Genomic DNA, 17,253 nt, shown 5'->3' with positions numbered 1-17,253 from the left:
GGGATCAGGTACAAATTAGCATAACGCGAATAGCTAAATCACCTTTTTACACCGGGATGAAAGAAGTGACTTTTCCCCCCCCTTCCCCCGAATGCACCCCGTAACTGATATAAGTAGAGATGTAGGTCTATAACCAAAATTGCCGCATCAGTTCGGTTAGGTGACTGTTTTTCGCTTGTCTAGGAGGGTAGATATGCTCAACGAATTAATTTATGAGGGATTAGGTTTAAGTGCTGTTTTCGGAGGACTATTCCTCTGGTCGCGCTCTGGTTTCGTCAGCAAAAATACCGCCCTTTTAGCCGCACAAGCGCAATTACAGCAAAGTAACGCAGATTTGTTGGCTCAAGTCAAGGGTTTAGACGTGGCGCAATCAGAGTTAAAAGACGAAAATCAGCAGCTGCACGCCAAAATAATTTACATAGAACAACATTCCGCCCAATTACAGCACAAAGCTACGGATTTAGAAAATTCTCTCCAGTCCCTCCAGCAAGCTGTCCAGATAGGTGAGAGTGAAATTGAACAACTGAAAACCACCGCTAAGGAAATAGAAGCGGAGAAAGCTGGTCTGATGGAGCAGTTAGAGGGAGAAAAAGCCCAAATTACTAGCCTAGAGGCACAGATTCAAACTTTAGAGCAGCAAAAAGGTGAAATTAACCGTCAATTTGATTTGACCAAAAAACAGACCACCTCTCTCTATAGTCAAATTCAGACCCTAGAACAGGATAAAACTCTCTTACAGCAAGAGCTAGAAAAAGCCGAGGAATTAAGGGCAAAAGTGGCCGATTTAGAGCATAAAAACCGAGAATTAAGCGATTTAGCCGCCCAAATTCCCAGCTGGCAAGGTCAAATTCAAACCTTAGAACAGAATCTGGCTCACCAAACAGAACAGTATGAGCGAGGACAGCAAGAAATAGCCAGCTTACAGGGTCAAATTACTGGGTTAGAGCAGGAAAAAAAGTCTCTCAGCGAAGATTTAGCCGCAAGTCAAACTCGATCGCTCTCTTTAGGGCAAGAATGCGACAATTTAACTATAAAACTGCAAGAAACCGTCGCTCAAGTGGCGGCCATAACCGACGAAAAGGACAGTCTCGGCGCTCGTCTCGAAGCAGCTAAACTGGAGTTACAAGCTTTAGAAGTCCAGAAAGGGGAATTATCGGCAGAATTAACCACTGCTGCCGAAAAAATTGCTGATTTAAAAGGTGAATTACAGGAATTAACCCAGTTACCGCCACAATTGGCTGATTCTCAGGCAAAAATTGCTGATTTAGAAGGGCAATTACAGGAATTAACCCAGTTACCCCAACAATTGGCTGATTCTCAGGCAAAAATTGCTGATTTAGAAGGGCAATTACAGGAATTAACCCAGTTACCGCAACAGCTAGAAACCTATCGGGAAAACATTTCTAATTTAGAGATTCAACTACACCAGTTAAGTGCCGAAAAAGACCAATTAGAAACCACAACTTCCCGTCATATCGAGGAATTAAGCCAACAAAATCGCCAACTAACTCAAGATTTAGAAGCCCAAAAAACGGCAGCTAAAGCTTTAGAAAAAGAAAAAATTAAGTTCGAGGGTGAGTTAGGAACTAAGCAAGAAGAAATCGCCGCTTTAGAGGTTAAAATTCAAAACCTACAGCAAGAAAGAGACGATTTCTCTAAACAAACTACCCCTATTACCACTAATGAACCAGAAGCAATTATTAGTGAAACTCCGGTAGTAGAAGAGCAGGAAACCCCCTCGGTGATTGCCGAGGAAACTCCCCCGGTGATTGCCGAGGAAACTCCGGTAGTAGCAGCAGAAAAAATACCGGTTGCCGATACAAGTTTAGAAGTGCAACCCGCAGCGGAGATAGTCCAAACCAGTCAAGAATCCGCCGAAAATACCCTAAGGGGAAAAAGCCTAGTTATACTAGGAACCTTCAGCAAAATCAGTCGCGAGAAAGCGAAATCATTGATTATTAATGTCGGTGGTACTGTTACCGGTTCCCCCAGTGCGAATACTGATTATATTCTCCTCGGTAAAGCTCCCGGTGAGAAACTCAAAAAGGCTCAAAAATTAGGCATAAAAACCATTTCAGAAGCCCAATTTCTGCAAATGGTAGAATCCTAAAACAGTTATCAGTTATCAGTTCACTGTTCACTGATTACTGTTCAATGAAAATACACCCCACACCTCCCCTTTCCCTTGATTACCAAAATTATGAGTCAAAAAATTGCCTTTTTAGGATTAGGAGTAATGGGAGCGCCGATGACGACTAATCTTGTCCGTCAGGGTTTTGCTGTCAATGCTTGGAATCGTACCCCAGAAGCGCCGGGGATAACCATTGCTGGGGCAGCTGGTGCGAACATTTGTTCTAATATTGCCGCCGCCGTCAGGGATGCCGAGATTGTCTTTACCTGCGTCGGGGATGTGCCTGACGTGGAAGCGGTAATTTTGGGACCGGGGGGTGTCGTGGAATCGGCAGCGGTGGGAACTCTGGTGGTGGATATGAGTACCATTGGCTCTCAAGCCGCTAGGATGATTGGTAAAAAGCTAGAGGAAAATAATCTCCGTTTTCTCGATGCTCCCGTTTCTGGGGGCGATATTGGGGCGAAAAACGGCACTTTAACCATTATGGTGGGGGGGAAAGAAGCGGATTTTCAGACTTGTTTGCCCTGTTTTCAAGCCATGGGCAAAACTATTCGCTGGTGTGGCGAAATTGGCAACGGACAAGCGGTAAAACTCTGTAATCAAGTCTTGGGGGCGGTTCACATGGTGGCACTGTGTGAGGCTCTAAAAATGGCAAAAATTCAAGGATTAGACCCCAATTTAGTCATAGAAGTCTGTAAAACGGGGGCGGCAGGTTCTTGGGCGTTGGAAAATTTGGGACCAAAAATCCTCGCCCAAGATTTACAGCCGGCTTTTATGATTGAACATATTTTGAAAGATTTGCGATTAGTCAAAGAAACTGCCCAGACAGCCGGGGAAATTCTGCCCGGGACAGATTTAGCGGAAACTCTATTTAAAGTAGTAGCGGAATTGGACGAAGGCAAGGGCATTAAACAGGGAACCCAAGCGATGATTCGTGCCTACGATTAAGCATTTTGTTGGCGATAAATATCATCGGTACGGGCAGCCATGATGAAATCATTTTGATGTAATCCCCCACGTCATGGGTCCACCAAGAAACGGTAACTTTACCCCATTCTGTCAATAAAGCTGGGTGATGGCCTTCTTTTTCCGCCGCTTCTCCCACGGCATTAGTAAAGGCAATTGCCCCTTGAAAATTGGCAAATTTATAGAGTTTTTGCAGACGGGGAATACCCTCGTATTCTAAGAGATTCCAATCGGGAATTTTAGCCTGTAAAGCGGTAATTTCCTCGGCAGTGATAGGAGAAGAACCCGATTGATAAGGTTGACATTTTTGTTGAGCAAGTTCGGTCATAGGGGTATCAATCCAGATTTTTTAAGTAAGTAGTTATAATTAAATTGAAGATAGATTTTGCCTCTGATCCCCCTGCCCCCCTTGATAAGGGGGGTGCCGATCCCCCCTGCCCCCCTTGATAAGGGGGGTGCCGATCCCCCCTGCCCCCCTTGATAAGGGGGGTATCTGACAACTTTTAACACCTACCTACTTACCTTTATTATAGAGGAAAATCCCCCAGAGAAATTTTTTATTCTTCCTCTGACTCTGGAGAACTCACCCAAGGGGTAGAAGATTCGGCAGCTTTCGGGAAAGAAAAAGATTTTTTCGGAGGAGAAGGCAATAATTCCAATTGTTGATTACCGGTTTTATAGCTAGTTTTATTTTTATGCTCTCCCCGTCGTCGTTGGGAGGTTTTTTCCTCCGTGGTATTTTCGGCTATCACTTCATACAAAATCGCCCGTTTATCCTCTTGTTGCCCTTTTCTTAACACCCGTCCTAAACGCTGAATATATTCCCTGGTGGAACCGGTTCCCGATAAAATAATCGCGATGCGCGCTTCCGGCACATCAACCCCTTCATTAAGAACATGGGAAGTCACCAGAATTTTGTATTCTCCCTGACGAAAACGGGTCAGGATTTCATGGCGTTCTTTCACGGGAGTTTGATGGGTTATGGCAGGTATTAAAAAGCTCTCGGAAATGCCGTAAACTGTGGCATTATCGTTGGTAAAAATTAAAATTGGCTCCGGATAGTGTTCACAGATTAACTCGGCTAAAACCCGCAATTTTCCCTGGGTTCCGGAGGATATTTCCTTCGACTCCCGGTGCGCTAACATCGCCCGGCGCCCTTCGCTACTTCTGGCACTAATCATGACAAAATTTTGCCAACCATTTAAATCAGCCAAACTGAGATTATTTCTTCTTAAAAATCATTGCGAATTTTAATTGCTTCTTGATATTTTTCCTGTTCTTTAGCAGATAGTTTCACTTTAATTTGAATTATTTCATGATTGGCTAGGGCTTTTCCTGACAAGTCTTGGGGACTTTTTTGATAAACAATTGCACCGATAAGATAATCTAAATCTTGATGACTACCATCACCGCGATCCGGTGTTGCTGTTAAACCTAAACGATAGGGTGCGATCGAATCTTCCGCTATTTTCCGAAAGAAATCCGATGGTAAATGATGACATTCATCAAAAATCAAAAAAGCGTAACGATTGCCAAGAGTTTCTGAATAAATTGCCGCACTTTGATAGGTGGCGATTAAAATAGCACTATTATCCTTAGAACCTCCCCCTAATAATCCCACCTCGGCATCGGGAAAAGCCGCCAACATCTGGGCATACCACTGGTGCATTAAATCAATAGTCGGCACGATAATTAAGGTACTGCGGGGAGTCGATTGTAGAGCTAATTGGGCAAGATAGGTTTTACCGGCAGCGGTGGGAAGGACGATAACACCCCTTCTCTGGGATTTTTTCCAAGCGATTAACGCTTCCGTTTGGTGGGGGTAGGGTTCCCGTTCAAAACTGGCAATTAATTCTAAATTGTTAAAAGCTTTTGCTTCATCTTGGAAGTTAATGCCCTCCTCCTGTAGAGTTTCCACGAGAGGACGATAATGAATGGCCAAAATGCGAAATCTTTCGATACGATCATCCCAAGTGGCAAAATCTAGCCATTTTTTCCCCTTTGGTGGTGGATGGAGAATTAAGGTTCCTCGCTCATATTTGAGGGTGGGTAAGCGCATTTTTCAGTTATCAGTTATCAGTTATCAGTTATCAGTTATCAGTTATCAGTTAAGCTAAGACGCATTTAAACCGCTTATTCTTAGATTAGCCGAACCCCCCCAATCCCTTTACTGTTGCCTTTTGCCTCTTGCCTTTTGCCTCGTCTCAACAAGCAATTTAAATTACGAACAGCTTATCAGTAAACAGTAAACAGTATAAGTGAACTGAAAACTTACATCTGATAACTGATAACTTATTCAAGGCTGATGGCTTATATTTATCTAAGGGAGGACTTACGCCCTACGCCTCTACAGAAAAACTAATGCGGGGTAATGTAGGGGCGCAATGCTTGCGCCCAAAATGTAAAATTTACGAACACTTTACACCATGATGTCAAGAGAGCCAATTTATCTTGTTAAAAAAATAGAGTGTGAATTAACACACTCTCAGCATATCGAAACAGCCAAAGTTTGGCAATAGATTAAATCTTTTCGGTTAGCTTAGTCAGAACGCGATTGGAACGTTCCACAAAAGCTTGCATTCCCTCGGCATCAAATCCTTTTTGAGCGATTAAAGCTAAATCATAAACGTGCTGACAGAGCATTTTCGCTAATTGCGCCGATGGAGATTCGCCGCTACCAGTAACAATACTTCCCTGACTAATCTGGACAATCTGTTGAATTAGGGGATGATTAGTATTAATCATCAGAATATGTTCTTCGGGGAAAGCCATAGCTTTTTGCTGCATCATTGCCGTCATTTCCTGTAAGCGTCGCATCGCTTCTGGAAGTAAGACAATTGCCGGGGGAGTACCTTGGGGATCATCGGATTTCAAGGCTTCAGTTTTGATATTGATGCGGGAATTATCGAGAGCTTTGGCGAAGATTTCTTTGATCAATTCAGCCCTGGTTTTATTACTGGCGGGATCGATAATTTCACTAGCTTGATCCTGTTCGAGCAGCGTCGAGTCTAATTCAGAATCAACCCGGGTGAATTTCACATCAGAATATTCTCTTTCTAGGAAAGGAATAAAGTAATTAGTGTCGATGAAAGAATCAAAGAAAAGGATTTCTAAACCTTGATTTTTGTAGAGTTCAACGTAGGTGGATTGGCTACGAGGATCGGTACAGTAAAAAACTCGATTTTCGTGGCGTTCTTTATGGCGTTCCAGGTAGGCTTTGAGAGTAGTATAACCTTCCTGTTCGATCGCTTCTAGGGGAGTTTTCGCCGTTGCTTCTTGCCATGCGTCACCTTCGGCGGTTTGCACTTCCACTTGTACGGCAGTTTCTGGGGGTTTGTAGGTAGTGCGATAGATTAAAATATCTTCTACCTGCTGCTTAAATTTATCCTCTTTTAAGGAACCAAATTTAATAAAAGTTCCCACATCTCCCCAACAACGAATATATTCTTTTGCGTCTTCATTGTAGAGAGATTTGAGGCGATCAGCAATTTTTTTGGCAATAAAATCGGCAATACGGCGAACGGTGCGATCTTTGGTTAAAGCACTTCGAGACACATTTAAAGGAATATCTGGACTATCGATGACTCCTCGCAAGGGTATCAGGAAATCGGGAATAATTTCCTCGCAATGATCGCTAACAAAAACCTGATTACAGAATAACTTTAATTGTCCTTTTGAGACATCCACATCCGGTCTGAGTTTGGGAAAATAAAGAATGCCATTGAGCAAGAAAGGATAATCGGTATTCAGATGTACCCAGAGTAAAGGTTCTTCTTGGAAAGGATAGAGATAACGATAGAATTCTAGGTAGTCTTCTTTAGTCAGATTTTGAGGAGATTCTTTCCATAAAGCCCGTTGTTGATTAATCACTTCCCCATCAATTTTAATGGGAACGGGCATAAAATCTGAGTAGGTTTTGACTAACTGGCGAATGCGGGCAGGTTCTAAATATTCCCCTTCCTCATCCATTAAAGTTAGGGTGATAGTGGTGCCGATTTGGCTGCGGGAAGAATCGGTTAATTCAAACTCGGGAGAACCATCACAAGACCAATGGACAGGGGTAGCACCTTCTTGATAGGAAAGAGTATCAATTTCTACCTTTTTAGCCACCATAAAAGCCGAATAAAAACCTAGGCCAAAATGACCGATTAAATCGTTGGCTGATTTTTGGTATTTATTGATAAATTCTTCCGCACTGGAAAAGGCAACTTGGTTAATATATTTCTTGATTTCTTCCCCTGTCATCCCGATACCATTATCGGTAATTGATAGGGTACGATTTTCTTTATCGATGGCGAGATTAATTTCTGGTTCGGGGACTTCTCCTCTCGCTTCTCCTGCTAAGGAAGCCATTTTTAATTTCGAGATGGCATCAACACTATTGGATATCAATTCCCGCAGAAAAATTTCATGGTCAGTGTAGAGGGATTTTTTGATAATAGGGAAGATATTCTCGGTATGAATCGTGATATTACCTTTTTCGAGTACCGTCATACGTTCAATCACTAAGGGCTTGACTATTCTAACTTTTTTATTTTGCTCGATAATGGCAGCACTGATCACAGAGCGATTGCCCAACTTCCTCTAGGGGGATAACCGTACCGATAAAGGGAGTTGACGGCAGCAGGGCGATTTCTGGAACTCGAGCGCAAAAATCGGGTTTATTGATGACTTTTTGACTTTTACAAGCGGTTGGTTGAGATTTGCCGATTGAGCCAGAATTGCAGTAGCTCTACTTTTCACTTTGCAGATATCCCTCAATCAAAATATCGGGATTGAGATAATTAACCGTGACATTTTCTAACTGTAAAGCTTGGCTCATTAACTGGAAACCTAAATCACCCACGGCAGTAGGTGCCTTGATTCCCCCGATGATTTTGGGCGCAATAAAAGCGATAATTTTTTGTACCATGCCCTCAGCGATCGCAGCTGCGCTTAAACCGCCGCCGCACTCCCACAAAACCTGACAAAATCCCCTCTGAGCAAGATTTTCCATCACTAAAGTGGGTGTCACCTCGGTTAGTTCGATCACTTCCACGCCTTTTGTTAATAATTGTTGCTTAAGCTTGACATTAGCATCAATTTGTGTATAAACAAGGGTGGGAAATTGACTGGTATCCCAAAGATGGGCGGAGGGGGGTAAATCGAGCGATCGAGTCATGACCACGCGCAGGGGATTATGATCGGAGAGGCCGTGAGTGGTGAGGTGGGGATTATCTTGACGGACAGTGCTACCGCCGACGATAATCGCATCACAGGCCGATCGCAGTTGATGGACTATTTGGCGAGAAGCGGGGCTAGTAATCCAAGCGCTATGACCGCTAGTAGCGGCAATTTTGCCATCGAGAGTCATGGCATATTTGAGGATACCGAAGGGTTTTTTAGCGGTGATGCGATGGATAAAACCCTGATTGAGTTGACGACATTCGGACTCCTCCACCCCCACCAGCGTCTCGATGCCTGCCGATGCTAATCTTTGAATGCCTTTCCCCGCCACCAGGGGATTAGGATCGATCATCCCTACCACCACTTTTTTAATGCCTGCTTGCACAATTGCCTCGCTACAGGGTGGAGTACGTCCATAGTGGTTACAGGGTTCGAGATTGACGTATAAAGTGGCACCACGGGCTTTTTCTGCCGCCTGTCTCAGGGCGAAAACTTCTGCATGGGGTTGTCCGGCCCTGGGTGAAAACCTTCGCCGATAATTGTCCCCTCTTGAACGATCACAGAACCCACCAAAGGATTAGGAGAAGTCCGCCCCAAGGCTTGCCTAGCAAGGGTTAGACATCTTTGCATCATTTTGCGATCGAATTCCGTTGCCTGGGCCATGGTTGATTTCTCCAAAGGAGGGGAGACTTGATCAGTGATCAGTAAACAGTAATCAGTGATCAGTGGGAAGCTTTTTTCAGTGTTGCCAAAGGCACGGCGTAGCCGTCCAGTAAACAGTAATCAGTGAACTGAAAACTCACATCTGATAACTGATAACTTATCTACTATTGTTATTTTAAAGTGAAACGTATCAGAGGATACAGAAATCTCAAATAAAAAAAAACAAAGATCAAAAAACATTGACTACTCACACCTCAAGATAAATCCCTAGGTGTTTGGTCTTCTGAAATGATTGACCTCTGTTCCTAGGATTTAGCGTTTGAACGGACATAATTGCTCGGTAATTATTTTCAACAGTAATGAATCGACCTACTAACTCAAAAAAGTAAATGAATTAACGATGAAACGAATTGCTCGAAAATCTGGGGAACTTGTCGGTTTGTTACCGAAAATTAACCCTGTCTGGTTAGCCTGTGTTCCTTTGTCCGCGATTATTTTCGTGGTTTGGAACACAGCCGTACAGGCCCAAGATGCGAAACCCCTAACCCCCGAAGATGTCCAAAACGCCCTTAATACAATCTGGGTTTTAATTGCCGCCATCCTCGTGATCTTTATGAATGCGGGTTTTGCGATGCTAGAAACGGGATTCTGTCGTCAGAAAAACGCCGTTAACGTTCTGGCCAAAAACCTGATCGTTTTCGCCCTCTCCACCATATCATTTTGGGCGATCGGTTTCTCCCTGATGTTTGGGTCTGTCAGTAACGAATTTTTCGGTACAGGAGGCTGGTTCCTTAGCAGTAGCGATCCCGCCACCTACGTTATGCCTGCCTCTTTGCCCACCTCGGTGTTCTTCCTGTTCCAAGTAGCTTTCGCGGGAACGGCGGCAACCATTGTATCTGGGGCGGTGGCAGAACGGATTAAATTCGTCGATTTCCTCGTTTTTAGCTTAATTATCGTCGGTATCATGTACCCGATCACTGGTCACTGGGTTTGGGGTGGCGGTTGGTTAGCTGACCTTGGTTTTAAAGACTTCGCCGGTTCGACGGTGGTTCACTCGGTGGGTGGTTGGTCTGCTTTAACCGGGGCGGCAATTCTCGGCCCGAGAATGGGTAAATACATCAACGGTCGCACCAGTGCCTTACCCGGCCATAACATGAGTATCGCGACCCTGGGTTGTTTAATTCTCTGGATTGGCTGGTTCGGTTTTAACCCCGGCTCTACTTTGGCAGTTAATGAAACTGTACCCTATATCGCTGTCACCACTAACCTCGCCGGGGCTGCAGGTGGCATTGCCGCTACCTTGACCGCATGGGCGAAAGATGGTAAACCCGACCTTTCAATGATTATTAACGGTATTCTGGCTGGTTTAGTAGCCGTTACCGCCGGTTGTGATGGTGTATCCTATTGGTCGGCCTTAATTATCGGTTTAATTGCCGGTGTGGTCGTGGTTTACTCGGTGGCTTTCTTCGATAACCTGAAAATTGATGACCCGGTGGGTGCGACTTCCGTTCACCTCGTCTGTGGTGTGTTTGGAACCTTAGCCGTGGGTATCTTCAACAAAGATGCGGGTTTAATCACCGGTCAATTCCAACTGTTTATTAACCAAATTATCGGAATTGTGGCAGTAGGGGCATTTACCCTGATTGTTAGTGGTATTGTTTGGACAATCCTCAAGGCTACCCTCGGTATTCGTGTTACTCCCGAAGAAGAATTAGAAGGTTTGGATGTGGGTGAACACGGGATGGAAGCCTATAGCGGTTTCGTCAAGGAGTCCGATATCGTTGCCGGTGGCTATTATGCTTCCAGTGTTGACATGGAAACGCCTAGCGCTCGTTAAGGTGAACCTTGTCAAGATAGATTAATCTATCCCCGACAAAGTTAAAGAGAAAAGGAAGAAGGCCTCGCCCCAATGCGATCGGTGGCTACAATTACCTTCTAAACCTTTTCTCTTTCGGTTTTTTGTCTGTTTCCGGACAGAAAAAATTAATCTTGCTACTAACCACCAACCGTCAATGAAAAAGATCGTAGGAATAACCATACTTTTGCTGGGACTGGGATTCAATTGCGGAGTTGCCCCAGTTTTTGCGGAAACCGTCGCCGCCGCTCCCCCCAATCCGATTAGTGCTGGAGATACAGCTTGGATGCTGATCTCCTCAGCTTTAGTTTTATTAATGACCCCCGGACTGGCTTTTTTTTATGGGGGTTTAGTACGTTCCCGTAACGTCCTCAACACCATGATGATGAGTTTGGTGGCCATGGGCGTCATCGGTGTAACTTGGGTGCTTTGGGGTTATAGTCTCGCTTTCGATGTCACCCTGGGTAAAAGTGGTTTTGGCGAGGGAATTGAAGCTTTTATCGGGGGACTAGATTGGATTTTTCTCAACGGTGTCACCGCCGCCGCACCTGACGATATCGGTTATGCACCCACCGTTCCCCATCAAGTGTTTATGGTCTATCAAATGATGTTCGCCATCATCACCCCGGCTTTAATTTCGGGGGCGATCGTGGAACGGGTCAACTTTAAAGCCTATTTTTGGTTTTTACTGCTTTGGTCGACCTTTATCTATTCTCCCCTAGCTCACTGGGTTTGGGGTAAGGGTTGGTTGGCAGCCACTGGGGCGCTGGATTTCGCTGGTGGAACCGTTGTTCACATTAGTTCCGGGATTTCCGCACTGGTGGCCGCCTGGATGATCGGTCCGCGGCGTAGTTTTGGTGTCCAAACCTATGCACCCCATAATGTGCCTTTTGTTCTCCTAGGTATCGGTTTACTCTGGTTCGGTTGGTTTGGTTTTAATGGTGGTAGTGCGCTTTCCTCTAGTTCCCTGGCCACGACAGCTTTTGTTAATACCAGTATCGCCGCTTCGGCCGGTGGTTTGACATGGATGCTTATAGAATGGATTTTACGGGGTAAACCGACGGCGATCGGTATTGCTAGTGGATTTTTAGGGGGATTAGTGGGTATTACTCCCGCTGCCGGTTATGTGCTGCCGATTGGGGCGATTCTCATTGGTTCGATCACTGCCCTTACCTGTTTTTTTGCGGTTAGTCTGCGGGCAAAATTGCGCTTTGATGATTCTTTGGATACCTATCCTGTCCATGGTGTCGGCGGGACAATAGGGGCGCTGCTTACGGGGCTTTTTGCCACAAAATCGGTTAATTCAGCTGGAAATGATGGTTTATTTTTTGGGAATGCGGGGTTACTGTGGACGCAATTTGTTGGCGTTGCCGCTACTTATATCTTTGCTGCCGTGGGTACTTTTGTTATCCTGAAAATTCTCAGTCTATTTATGGAGCTGCGGGTTAAACCGAATACGGAAGCAGAAGGGTTAGATGTTCCTGAACACGGAGAGGAAGCCTACGGACAGGAATTCGAGTTTGGTAGCAGCTTTTCCTACCAAGAAAATCCTCCCGCCACAAATCCGCAAGAAAATTATTAGCGATTTAATCAGCTATCGATCCAGCCAACAGAGGCGAAATTTCGTCTCTGTGAAACTGGGCTAAAAAATTCCGTTTTTGGTCGTCTCGTCTCTGTCACCGGGGATTGTGATCCTGTCCGTCGCTGGCAAAGAATGCTCGATCGTTATTGTACGAAGATTCTCCGAGACCGAGAAACTCTCCGCCAAGGCTTAATGATTAGCGATCGCCAAGGCGGATCAAGTTTGATCCAGATGGGCAAAACAGCAAAAAATTACCGATTCTTACTGACAAGAATCAAGAAATTTGTAAGCCAGCTAACTCAGCAATTGTATAGGTGGGTCTGCCTTTAACTTCCTCGTAAATTCTACCGATATATTCTCCTAGTAAGTACCTAGGCAAAATTATTTACACATGACGATCATTGCCCCGTAAGGGTTTTAGCTCGATCGGGCAGGTAATTAATTTTGCATGACTACTTATTCCGATGCTAATTAGCTGTACAGAACCCAGAAAAAATATAGCGATCATAATCGTGGCAAAACCCGTGATCGGTGAGTTGGGCTGCTGTAAACGCCAATATAATACTAACAGAGCCATAATCAAAGATATCAGGGCAGAAAATAATCCTAGATAGGTGGCAAAACGTAAGGGGACACGGGAAAAAGATACTAGGCTATTAATAGCTAAAGATAATGATTTGCTAAAGGTATATTTTACTTCCCCGGCAAAGCGCGCATCCCGTTCAAATTTAACCGCAGTTTGTGGAAAGCCAATCCAAGCGCGCAACCCACGAATATAACGATTTCTTTCCGGGAGAGAATTTAATATATCTACTACCTGACGATCCATTAAACAAAAGTCTCCTGTATCGGCGGGAATATCCACATCGGCTAGTCTTTTAAGCAAACGATAAAAGAGATAGGCCGTCAGTTTTTTAAACCAACTTTCTTGTTTTCTTTTGGTTCTTTGGGCATAAACTACTTGATAACCCTCTTGCCATTTTTCAATCATTTGGGGAATTAATTCAGGTGGATCTTGCAGGTCGGCATCCAAAACAATAATTACTTGTCCTCGGCAAAAATTAAGTCCAGCAGTTACGGCCGCTTGATGACCAAAATTGCGGGCGAAACTGATATAACACACTCGTGAATCAGCTTGGTGCAGTTCTCGCAGCAGTTTTAAGGAACTATCTTTACTACCATCATTTACTAGGATTAATTCTACCTCCCCATCTAAATTATTCATGATGGCACTCACCCAGCGATATAGTTCGGCAATAGTTTCTTCCTCGTTATAGATGGGGACGATCAGGGAATATTTTAGCATTTGCATAATAATATTTGACCAGTAATTGATTGAAAAATCTGACTCCTAAGTAGGTGGGTGGAATTAAATATAAGATGAACGTAGGTTGGGTTGAACCATGAAACCCAACTCCCGCATGGGTTACGCTACCGCTAACCCATCCTACAAATAATTGTGCCTCCCTACTTAACTCAGAGAATTCGGAAGAAAATCCTCGATCGCCTGTCCCGTCTCTTCCGGTGCTTCTTCCGGTAAAAAATGACCACTGGCGATCGCCTGTCCGGTGACTTGATTAGCTCGCTGCTGCCAAAGAGCGATCACATCGTATTGACGTGCAATGAAACCTTTTTCTCCCCAAAGAACCAAGAGGGGAGAGGAAATTTTCCGGTCCAAATCCTGACGATCATGCTCTAAATCGATGGTAGCGGCAGCCCGATAATCGGCACAAGTGGCGGTTATCGTGCTTAAATCTCGAAAACAACGCCGATATTCCCCCAAAGCTTCCTCTGTAAAAGCGCTAAAATCTCGACCCCAACTTTGCAAGCAATGTTGCAGATAATAATCGGGATTAGCGGCGATCAGGGTTTCGGGAAAAGGAGAAGGCTGAATCAAGAAAAACCAATGATAGTAGGCAGTGGCAAAAGTTTTATCAGTCGCATCGTACATCGCCATCGTTGGTGCTATATCGAGTAAAACGAGTTTTTTGACCTTTTTGGGAAAATCAAGGGCGAGACGGTGGGAAACTCGCGCCCCTCGATCGTGGCCGATTAGATAAAACTCCTGATAACCCAATTTTTCCATCAGCAATACCTGATCGAGGGCCATGACTCGCTTGCAGTAATTGCTAGAATCCTCTAGGGGTAAGGGTTTATCGCTATCCCCATAGCCGCGCAGATCCGTGGCGATCACCGTAAAATTAGCCGCTAATCGGGGGGCGATTTTATGCCACATTTGATGGGTTTGGGGATAACCATGAAGCAAAAGCAGCGGAAAACCGCGCCCACCTTTGACACCATTGATAGTAATGTCATTAACTTCTAGCTGAAATTTCCGAAAATTTGTCAGCATTTTTGCCTCCTGTCACCTTGGGGAAAGATAATTGCATCATCTGGCAAAAGTGACCCAATCAGTAAAGTTTTTTCACTATAGCCGCTCAATCCGCTGCTTTTCTGGTAGATTAAAACTATTAGGTTGCTCAAAAATCAACGAGTTAAGCAGTTAGGTGTTAAAAACTGTCAGATCCCCCCGCCTATCGGCACCCCCCTTAATAAGGGGGGCAGGGGGGATCGAACCCAAAATCTATCTTCAATTTAATTATAACCAGCTACTTAAGCAGTAATTTGATTATGATCTCGATTATCTATTCCGATGAATTTCTCGATCACGATACAGGTATTTACCATCCCGAAAAAGCGGCGCGTTTAACGGCAATTGTCGAGGCTTTAAAACAAACAGAATGGCAGTCAAAATTAACATGGCATTTACCGACACCGATCGAAATTCGTGACGAAGTAATCCCTTTGATTAAACAAGTTCATAATCAAGATTATGTTGATATATTGCGGCGAATTTGTCAACAGGGTGGGGGAAGATTGGATGCAGATACTCCCGTTTCTGCCCGTAGTTACGATGTGGCGTTACTAGCGGTTAGTGGCTGGTTAGATGGAGTCGATCGAGTCTTATCCACCGGCGATCCTGCCTTTATTTTAGCCCGTCCTCCTGGGCATCATGCCACTTCTAATTATGGCATGGGTTTCTGTCTGTTTTCTAATGCTGCTATTGCCGCTTATTATGCTTTAGAAAACAAAAGAGTGCAAAAAGTAGCGATTCTTGATTGGGACGTACATCACGGCAATGGCACCCAGGATATAGTTGAAAATCATCCCCAGATTGCCTATTGTTCCCTCCATCAATTCCCCTTTTATCCCGGCACGGGAGAAGCGAGAGAAAAAGGTGAGTTTAATAATGTTTTGAATATTCCCTTACTGGCGGGGAGTACCATTAAAGATTATCAAGAACATTTTGAGGGGCAAGTCATACCTTTTCTGAAAAATTTTCAACCGGATTTAGTGATTGTTAGTGCTGGATATGATGCCAATCAAGCGGATCCTCTGGCGGGCATTTGTCTACACCCACAAGATTATGGAATTTTAACGAAATACCTCTTAACTCTCGATAAACCGCTGCTTTTCGGCTTAGAAGGCGGTTATGATTTAGAAGCTTTAGCGGCTTCCGTCGTCGCCACCTTAGAAGCTTTGCTCTGATCCTAATCCGGGTAATCGTTACATTTCTTTAAAAAGATTGGTAACAAAGCGATCGAATGCGGTAAGGTAAACGATCGATAGAAAAAAACCCTTGACCTAGTTGCCTTTTAAGATTATGAACTCGCTTGCGCCACACCTAAAAGCCAAAGCCCTCAAGCCAAATAGTCGTCGTCCTGCCAAAGAATTGTGTAGCGAGTGCGGACTTTGTGACACTTATTATATTCACTATGTTAAAGAAGCTTGTGCTTTTCTCAATCAACAAATCGCCGATTTAGAAGCAGCAGCACACGGCAAAAGTCGCGACTTAAATCAGGAAAATGATCTCTATTTTGGTGTTCATCAAGATATGATGGCTGCCAAGAAAAACAAGCTATTCCGGGGGCGCAATGGACAGGAATTGTCAGCACAATTGCCTGTGAAATGCTCAATCGTGGTTTAGTAGAAGGGGTGGTTTGTGTGCAGAATACCGCCGAGGATCGCTTTCAACCGCAGCCGATTCTCGCCCGTACCACGGAAGAAATTCTCGCCGCTAAAGTCAATAAACCGACTCTTTCTCCCAATTTATCAGTCCTAGAAGAAATTGAAAAATCGGGCATGAAACGGTTATTAGTTATCGGAGTTGGTTGTCAAATTCAAGCCCTAAGAGCAGTAGAAAAAAAATTAGGCTTAGAAAAGTTATATGTCTTAGGAACTCCCTGCGTCGATAATGTCACCCGCTCAGGACTGCAAAAGTTTCTAGAAACTACCAGTCGTTCCCCAGAAACCGTGGTTCATTACGAATTTATGCAGGATTTTCGGGTACACTTTAAACACGAAGATGGCTCGATGGAAATGGTTCCCTTTTTTGGCTTAAAAACTAATAAATTAAAAGATGTTTTTGCCCCTTCCTGTATGACTTGTTTTGATTATGTTAACTCCCTTGCCGATTTGGTTGTGGGCTATATGGGCGCGCCTTTTGGCTGGCAATGGATTATGGTTCGTAATGATACGGGCAAGGAAATGTTAGAGTTAGTTAAAGATCAATTAGATACCCAAGATGTTATGTCTAGTGGTGATAGAAAACAAGCTGTACAAAATAGCATTCCCGCCTATGATAAAGGTGTAACCTTGCCGATGTGGGCGGCAAAAATGATGGGAGTAGTAATTGAAAAAATCGGGCCTAAAGGTTTAGAATATGCTCGCTTTTCCATCGATTCTCACTTTACCCGTAATTACCTTTATGTTAAACGTAATTATCCTGAAAAATTAGCGGCTCATGTTCCTGAATATGCTAAAAAGATTGTGGAACAGTATAAATTGCCCGATTAATTAGGGTATGCTGAAAAAGTAGGGGCGAAACAT

General features: G+C 44.2%; 7 protein-coding genes and 5 pseudogenes. 6 read left to right on the top strand and 6 right to left on the bottom strand.

Going from position 1 to position 17,253, the window contains the following annotated elements:
• Positions 1-193: 193 nt before the first annotated feature.
• Positions 194-2,110 (top strand): BRCT domain-containing protein, encoded by a 1,917-nt coding sequence (locus VL20_RS11600; protein ID WP_052276592.1) that lies wholly within the window; start codon positions 194-196, stop codon positions 2,108-2,110.
• 90 nt (positions 2,111-2,200) lie between these two features.
• On the top strand, positions 2,201-3,079 hold the full coding sequence (locus tag VL20_RS11595; RefSeq protein ID WP_052276591.1) for an NAD(P)-dependent oxidoreductase: 879 nt from the start codon (positions 2,201-2,203) through the stop codon (positions 3,077-3,079).
• On the opposite strand, the pseudogene VL20_RS11590 reads toward VL20_RS11595, so the two are convergent.
• The 4 genes and pseudogenes from VL20_RS11590 to ribD form a co-directional block, all read right to left on the bottom strand.
• Positions 3,076-3,425 (bottom strand): annotated as a pseudogene (locus VL20_RS11590) (4a-hydroxytetrahydrobiopterin dehydratase). The gene VL20_RS11595 and the pseudogene VL20_RS11590 overlap by 4 nt on opposite strands.
• 229 nt (positions 3,426-3,654) lie before the next feature.
• Positions 3,655-5,156: pseudogene (locus VL20_RS11580) on the bottom strand (DEAD/DEAH box helicase).
• 461 nt (positions 5,157-5,617) lie between these two features.
• On the bottom strand, positions 5,618-7,591 hold the full coding sequence (gene htpG / locus VL20_RS11575) for a molecular chaperone HtpG (RefSeq protein ID WP_052278445.1): 1,974 nt from the start codon (positions 7,589-7,591) through the stop codon (positions 5,618-5,620).
• 238 nt (positions 7,592-7,829) lie between these two features.
• A pseudogene (gene ribD / locus VL20_RS11570) lies at positions 7,830-8,926 on the bottom strand (bifunctional diaminohydroxyphosphoribosylaminopyrimidine deaminase/5-amino-6-(5-phosphoribosylamino)uracil reductase RibD).
• 400 nt (positions 8,927-9,326) lie between these two features.
• On the opposite strand from ribD, the gene VL20_RS11565 reads away from it, so the two are divergent.
• Both VL20_RS11565 and VL20_RS11560 read left to right on the top strand, forming a co-directional pair.
• Complete coding sequence (locus VL20_RS11565) at positions 9,327-10,763, top strand: ammonium transporter (RefSeq protein ID WP_052276589.1); 1,437 nt, start codon at positions 9,327-9,329, stop codon at positions 10,761-10,763.
• 175 nt (positions 10,764-10,938) lie between these two features.
• Positions 10,939-12,363, top strand: coding sequence for an ammonium transporter (locus tag VL20_RS11560; protein WP_052276588.1), 1,425 nt, complete (start codon positions 10,939-10,941; stop codon positions 12,361-12,363).
• Between the two features lie 274 nt (positions 12,364-12,637).
• Here the strand turns inward: VL20_RS11560 and VL20_RS11555 are convergent.
• Together VL20_RS11555 and VL20_RS11550 are read right to left on the bottom strand one after the other, a co-directional pair.
• A pseudogene (locus tag VL20_RS11555) lies at positions 12,638-13,669 on the bottom strand (glycosyltransferase family 2 protein).
• 165 nt (positions 13,670-13,834) lie between these two features.
• Positions 13,835-14,716: an alpha/beta fold hydrolase gene (locus tag VL20_RS11550; RefSeq protein WP_052276587.1), complete on the bottom strand. Its 882-nt coding sequence runs from the start codon at positions 14,714-14,716 to the stop codon at positions 13,835-13,837.
• 278 nt (positions 14,717-14,994) lie between these two features.
• Between VL20_RS11550 and VL20_RS11545 the strand changes: the two genes are divergently transcribed.
• Positions 14,995-15,912, top strand: a complete 918-nt coding sequence (locus VL20_RS11545) for a histone deacetylase family protein (RefSeq protein ID WP_052276586.1) — start codon at positions 14,995-14,997, stop codon at positions 15,910-15,912.
• Positions 15,913-16,027: 115 nt separating this feature from the next.
• Positions 16,028-17,220: pseudogene (locus tag VL20_RS11540) on the top strand (Coenzyme F420 hydrogenase/dehydrogenase, beta subunit C-terminal domain).
• Positions 17,221-17,253 lie beyond the last annotated feature (33 nt).

This window comes from Microcystis panniformis FACHB-1757 (assembly GCF_001264245.1).
In the GTDB taxonomy this organism is placed as follows: Bacteria; Cyanobacteriota; Cyanobacteriia; order Cyanobacteriales; family Microcystaceae; genus Microcystis; species Microcystis panniformis.
This window is presented reverse-complemented; position numbering and strand designations above follow the sequence as displayed.